This is a genomic window from Xinfangfangia pollutisoli, assembly GCF_020179405.1.
Lineage (GTDB): Bacteria > Pseudomonadota > Alphaproteobacteria > Rhodobacterales > Rhodobacteraceae > Pseudogemmobacter > Pseudogemmobacter pollutisoli.
Map to the genome: position 1 here is coordinate 1 of NZ_JAICBZ010000141.1, position 5045 is coordinate 5045.

A 5045-nucleotide genomic window follows, 5' to 3' on the forward strand; every position below is an offset into this window, starting at 1 on the left:
GCGGGCGGCGTGGTCGCGGCGGCGCAGGCGGTGGCGCAGGCGACGCGCGCCTGACCGCGCCGCTTCGCGCCCTAGAACGCGTTGCCGATCACGAACAGCGCCGATTTGACCAGCGCATAGCCCATTCCGGCCACATAGATCAGCGCGCCCAGCGCGGCGATGAAGCCCAGGATGATCCACAGCCCGTCGCGTTCCAGAACGCCCAGGCCGATCAGGCAGATCGCCAGCGCCGGGGCAAGATTGGCGAAGGGAATGGGCAGGGCCAGCGCGACCGACAGGACCAGGCACAGCGCGCCGATGGCACGTTGCGCGAAGGGCGAGGCCAGCAGCGTCAGCCGCGCCTTCATCAGCCGCTCGGCCCGGGCCAGCCAGGGGTTGATCTTCTCGACCATGGTGGCAAAGGCGCCGCGCGGCATCGACCGGCGGGCGATGAAGCCCGGCAGCCAGGGCTGCATCCCCAGCATCATCTGCGCCGACAGGAACATCAGCGGCAGCCCCAGGATCCCGGCCAGCCCCGGCGGCGAGGGCAGGATGTTCGGGAAGGCGAAGATCAGCAGCAGCGCCCCGAAGGCGCGCGCGCGCATGGTTTCCAGCATGTCCGAGACCGCAATCCGCTCGCGCCCGTCATCGGCGGCCAGGCCCGAGAGGATCTCGGTCAGCCGCGGCGGCGGCAGGCGATGGTCGGCCTGCGACCCGGCTGTCGCAGCGGGCCGGGCGCGGGGGACCGGGGAAGGGTTCGGGGCGTGTGAAATCTGCGTCACTTCCGGCCAGGCCGGTCCTTTTGCTGGCGCGGGTCCCGGACGGGGGCGCCTGTGCCCTCAAGTGGGGCAAAGCGCGGCCGGCGGCAAGGGGGGCTGGGGGGCGGGCTTGCCGGGCGCGGGGGGCTTTGGCAGTATGGCGCCGATCCGGAGGACAGGATGTGGCTTGAACGCAGCGAAGTCGCGCCCGGGATCTGGCGCAGCGAAGAGCCGGCGGTGGACCCGATGTTCCGCGCCGCACTGGTGACGGTGCGCGGGCGCGATGCCGATCTGCAGGTGGATTTCGGCTGCGGGATCGTGCCGCTGGCGGGGCTGCTGCCGCTGTCGGGCGCGCCGGTGATCGCGGTCGCCACGCATGCCCATGTCGATCACATCGGCGGCTTTCACGCCTTCGCCGACCGGCGCGGCCATGCGGCCGAGGCGGCGGGCTTTGCGGGGCAGGACCCGGCCGCGACCTTCGAGGCCGCCTTCCGCGACTGGCCCGATGTCGTGACCCGGCCGCCGCATCCCGGCTGGCGCGCCGCCGACTGGCATCTGCCCCCCGCGCCCCTGACGGCGGCGCTGGCCGAGGGCGACCGGATCGACCTGGGCGACCGGGTCTTCACCGTGCTGCACCTGCCCGGCCATTCGCCCGGCGGGATCGGGCTGTTCGATGCGGTCGACGGGGTTCTGATCTCGGGCGACGCGATCTATGACGCGCTGCTGATCGACGATCTGCCTGGCGCCTCGGTCCCCGATTACATCGCCACGATGCAGCGGCTGCGCGGTTTCGAGTGCCGGCTGGCGATCGGCGGGCATGGGCCGGTGATGGACGGGCCGCGGCTGCGCGCGCTGGCCGAGGCCTATCTGCGCAGGAAGGGCGCGTCGTCCTGAAGATAGGCGTCGATCAGCTGGCCGACCCGGATCTCGGCCGCAAAGCCCAGGGCCTGGGCGCGGGCCGCCTCGACCGCGGGGGGCCAGCGCGCCAGATCGGCCGTCAGGCGCGGATCGGGGGCGGCGCGGATCAGCGACAGCGCCCGCGCCCCCTGCCGGTCGCGCAAGGCTGCCAGCAGATCCTGCACGCTGGCCGACAGGCCCGGCAGGGTCAGCGCCCGGTCCGCGCCCAGGACCGCCGTGTCGATCTGCGCGGCATGCAGCAGAAAGCCCGTGGCAGCGCGCGGGCTGGCCAGCACATGGCGCAGATCGGCCGGCACCGGCAGGCTGGTCGGGTAGCCCGCCAGGGGGTCGCGCAGCAGGGTCGAGAACAGGTCGGTCGCGGCGGCGCCCGCGGGGCCGGGGCGGATGCACAGCGTGGGCAGGCGCAGCGCGATCCCGTCCAGCGCGCCCCGGCGGCACAGATCGTTCAGCAGCGCCTCGGCCATCAGCTTCTGACTGCCGTAAGAGGTGACCGGCCGGGGGGCGAAATCGTCGGGAATCCGGTCGGGGCAGGGCGGCCCGAAGACCGCAAGGGTCGAGGCCAGGATCAGCCGCGGCCGGTAGCCGGGCAGGCGGCGGATCGCCTCGAACAGGGCGCGGGTCGCCTCGACATGCAGGGCATAGGCCTTCTCCGGCTCGGCCTCGGCTTCGGCGGGGGACAGGCCGGCCAGGTGGAAGATCAGATCGGGCCGGTCGGCCAGCAGGCGCTGCGGCGCGCTGCGTTCGGCCAGCGACAGGGTCAGCCGGCGCGCGGGCAGGCCCACGGGCGCGGCGGGCGGCGACAGATCGGCCAGGGTCAGCCGGCTGACCGCCAGATCGCCGCGCCCGATGGCGGCCGACAGCCTGCGCCCCAGAAGCCCGGCAGCGCCGATGATGAGAACATGCATCGCGCCCCCTCCGTGATCCCAGAAAAGCACAGGCTGCGCCCGGCGTCATCGCAGAAACCCTTCGGATTTTCGCCATTCGCCTGGCGGCCGCCGGCCCGACCTGCCCGAAAGGCGGGCAATGTGCGGGAATGGCGCGGCTCTGTGCGGCAGGGGGGGCTTCTCAGCCGCGGCGCGCGGGGCTATGTTTTTGTCATCTTGTCACAATCTGGGCCATGCCATGTGCCTCCGCTCCAGCCGGCGCCCTGTCGTGGGGATCATCGGCAATATCCACGCGATGAACGACCGCTACCGGGTGCATGCCGGCGGCGAGATGAACGTGGCCGCCGTGGCCGAAGTGTCCGGCGCGCTGCCGCTGATCGTGCCGGCCGATCCGCGCCATGTCTCGGTCGAGGCGCTGATGGAGGTCTGCGATGGCTTCCTGCTGACCGGCGGGCGGCCCAATGTGCATCCCAGCGAATATGGCGAGGCCGAGACGCCGGCCCATGGCGCCTTTGACCGCGGCCGCGATGCGATCACCCTGCCGCTGATCCGCGCCTGTGTTGACCGCGGCCAGCCCTTCTTCGGCATCTGCCGCGGCTTTCAAGAGGTGAATGTGGCCATGGGCGGCTCGCTTCACCCCGAGATCCGCGAATTGCCGGGCCGGATGAATCACCGCATGCCGCCCGATGGCACCGAGGAAGAGGTCTTCGCGCTGCGCCACAGCGTCAGCTTCACGCCGGGCGGGGTGTTCGCGCGGCTGATGGGGGCCGAGAAGGTGATGACCAACACGCTGCATGGCCAGGGCATCGCCCGGCCGGGGGCGCGGATCGTGATCGACGGTCTGGCCGAGGATGGCACGCCCGAGGCGATCTATGTGAAAGACGCGCCGGGCTTCACCCTGTCGGTGCAGTGGCACCCCGAATATCGCGCGGGCGAGGATCCGGTCTCGCGCCCGCTGTTCCAGGCCTTCGGCGCGGCGCTGGACGCCTGGGCCGCGGGCCAGCGCCCGGCGGCGCAGGCGGCCGAATAGGCCGCAGAAGGCGGCAGGAAACGGCGAAGGGCGGGAAACGGCGAAGGGCGGGGGCGCTACAGCCCCGCCATCCAGCTGGCCAGCGCCAGCGCCGCGGGCGCGGCCTGGACCGCCAGGATGCGCCGGTTCGCGGTCAGCCCGCCATAGACCCCGGCCACCAGCACGCAGATCAGGAAGAACAGCGCCGGGCCCTGGCCCGCGCCCATCGGCCCGGCGATCGCGGCCCAGGCCAGACCGGCGGCCAGAAATCCGTTATACAGGCCCTGATTGGCGGCCAGAACCTTGGTCGCCTCGGCGAAGTCGGCGCTGGTGCCGAAGGCGCGTCGCCCGGCGGGATGGGTCCACAGAACCATCTCGAGGACCAGGATCCACAGATGCAGGGCAGCGATCAGGGCGATCAGGATCGTGGTCAGCATGCGATCTCTCCGGCAGGTGGCGGCAGCCTAGCCGGGCCGGGCCCGCCCCGCAATCGCCCGCGCGCGCGGGCGGGTCCAAAGGCTTGGCGCAGGGCCGCCCGCCGCCTATGCTGAACGAAAACCGGGGAGACACAGATGAAACGGTCGCGCATCAATGCGATCATGGCCGAAGCGGCCGAGATGATCGCGCATTACGGCTTTGCCCTGCCGCCCTTTGCGGCCTGGTCGCCCGACACGTTCCGCGCCCGCCGCGCCCAGGCGGAACGGGTGATCCAGGGCCGTTGCGGCTGGGACATCACCGATTACGGCCAGGGCCGCTTTGACCAGATGGGCCTGTTCCTGTTCACCCTGCGCAATGGCCAACTGGCCGATCTGCAGCGCGGCGGCGGCATGTGCTATGCCGAGAAGCTGCTGATTTCGCGGCAGGATCAGCTGTCGCCGATGCATACCCATGTGCTGAAGGCCGAGGATATCATCAACCGCGGTGGCGCGACGCTGGTGGTGGAACTGTATGGCAGCGACGATCAGGGCGGCTTTGCCGGGGATCGCGGCGGTCTGGTGCATTGCGACGGCATCGCCACGCCCTATGCGCCGGGCCAGAAGCTGCGCCTGGCGCCCGGGGAAAGCGTCACGCTGATGCCGGGCGACTGGCATGCGTTCTGGGGCGAGGGCGGCGATGTGCTGATCGGCGAGGTGTCGACCGTCAATGACGATCTGACCGACAACATCTTCCGCGAACCGATCGGCCGCTTTGCCGAGATCGTCGAGGACGAGCCGCCGACCCATCTGCTGGTCAGCGATTACGATCGCTGGCTGGGATAGGAAAAAGGCCGCAGCTTCTGGCGAAGCTGCGGCCTGATGTGTTCCTGTCTGGCGGGGCTTAGCCCTGCGGGCAGGCGCCGTCGACCAGGGCCACCGGGCAGCTGGGCGCCGCGGCGGGGGCGTCGGCTGCGGGCGCATCGGCGGCCGGGGCCGCCGGAGCGGGCGCTGCGGGCGCGGCAGGGGCCACGGCGGCAGGCGCCACGGGCTCGGGCGAATCCAGCGCCGGGGCGGCGGCCGG

7 protein-coding genes are annotated in these 5045 nt (G+C 71.8%); 3 read left to right on the forward strand and 4 right to left on the reverse strand.

Annotated features, from left to right (window positions below; translation table 11 throughout):
• Window positions 1-71 precede the first annotated feature (71 nt).
• Entirely contained in the window at window positions 72-761 is a 690-nt protein-coding gene (locus K1Y73_RS21235) for an exopolysaccharide biosynthesis protein (RefSeq protein ID WP_225030386.1), read from the reverse strand.
• A 156-nt stretch (window positions 762-917) separates the two neighbouring features.
• On the opposite strand from K1Y73_RS21235, the gene K1Y73_RS21240 reads away from it, so the two are divergent.
• Window positions 918-1631: an MBL fold metallo-hydrolase gene (locus K1Y73_RS21240; RefSeq protein ID WP_225030388.1), complete on the forward strand. Its 714-nt coding sequence runs from the start codon at window positions 918-920 to the stop codon at window positions 1629-1631.
• Here K1Y73_RS21240 and K1Y73_RS21245 read toward each other — a convergent pair.
• Window positions 1601-2560, reverse strand: a complete 960-nt coding sequence (locus K1Y73_RS21245; protein WP_225030390.1) for an NAD-dependent epimerase/dehydratase family protein — start codon at window positions 2558-2560, stop codon at window positions 1601-1603. The two genes, K1Y73_RS21240 and K1Y73_RS21245, sit on opposite strands and share 31 nt — an antisense overlap.
• A 217-nt stretch (window positions 2561-2777) precedes the next feature.
• Between K1Y73_RS21245 and K1Y73_RS21250 the strand changes: the two genes are divergently transcribed.
• Entirely contained in the window at window positions 2778-3569 is a 792-nt protein-coding gene (locus tag K1Y73_RS21250) for a gamma-glutamyl-gamma-aminobutyrate hydrolase family protein (RefSeq protein ID WP_225030392.1), read from the forward strand.
• A gap of 56 nt (window positions 3570-3625) precedes the next feature.
• On the opposite strand, the gene K1Y73_RS21255 is transcribed toward K1Y73_RS21250, so the two are convergent.
• Window positions 3626-3985 (reverse strand): DUF1304 domain-containing protein, encoded by a 360-nt coding sequence (locus tag K1Y73_RS21255; RefSeq protein ID WP_225030393.1) that lies wholly within the window; start codon window positions 3983-3985, stop codon window positions 3626-3628.
• A 135-nt stretch (window positions 3986-4120) separates the two neighbouring features.
• Here K1Y73_RS21255 and K1Y73_RS21260 point away from each other — a divergent pair, with 135 nt between their 5' ends.
• Window positions 4121-4807 (forward strand): D-lyxose/D-mannose family sugar isomerase, encoded by a 687-nt coding sequence (locus tag K1Y73_RS21260; RefSeq protein WP_225030394.1) that lies wholly within the window; start codon window positions 4121-4123, stop codon window positions 4805-4807.
• Window positions 4808-4865: 58 nt separating this feature from the next.
• On the opposite strand, the gene K1Y73_RS21265 is transcribed toward K1Y73_RS21260, so the two are convergent.
• A partial coding sequence (locus K1Y73_RS21265; RefSeq protein ID WP_225030395.1) for a hypothetical protein occupies window positions 4866-5045 on the reverse strand: 180 nt, incomplete at its 5' end.

Coding starts and splice junctions, on each gene's coding strand:
- K1Y73_RS21250 (WP_225030392.1), top strand. CDS start 2,778: ATGTGCCTCCGCTCCAGCCGGCGCCCTGTCGTGGGGATCATCGGCAAT.
- K1Y73_RS21245 (WP_225030390.1), bottom strand. CDS start 2,560: ATGCATGTTCTCATCATCGGCGCTGCCGGGCTTCTGGGGCGCAGGCTG.
- K1Y73_RS21240 (WP_225030388.1), top strand. CDS start 918: ATGTGGCTTGAACGCAGCGAAGTCGCGCCCGGGATCTGGCGCAGCGAA.
- K1Y73_RS21260 (WP_225030394.1), top strand. CDS start 4,121: ATGAAACGGTCGCGCATCAATGCGATCATGGCCGAAGCGGCCGAGATG.
- K1Y73_RS21255 (WP_225030393.1), bottom strand. CDS start 3,985: ATGCTGACCACGATCCTGATCGCCCTGATCGCTGCCCTGCATCTGTGG.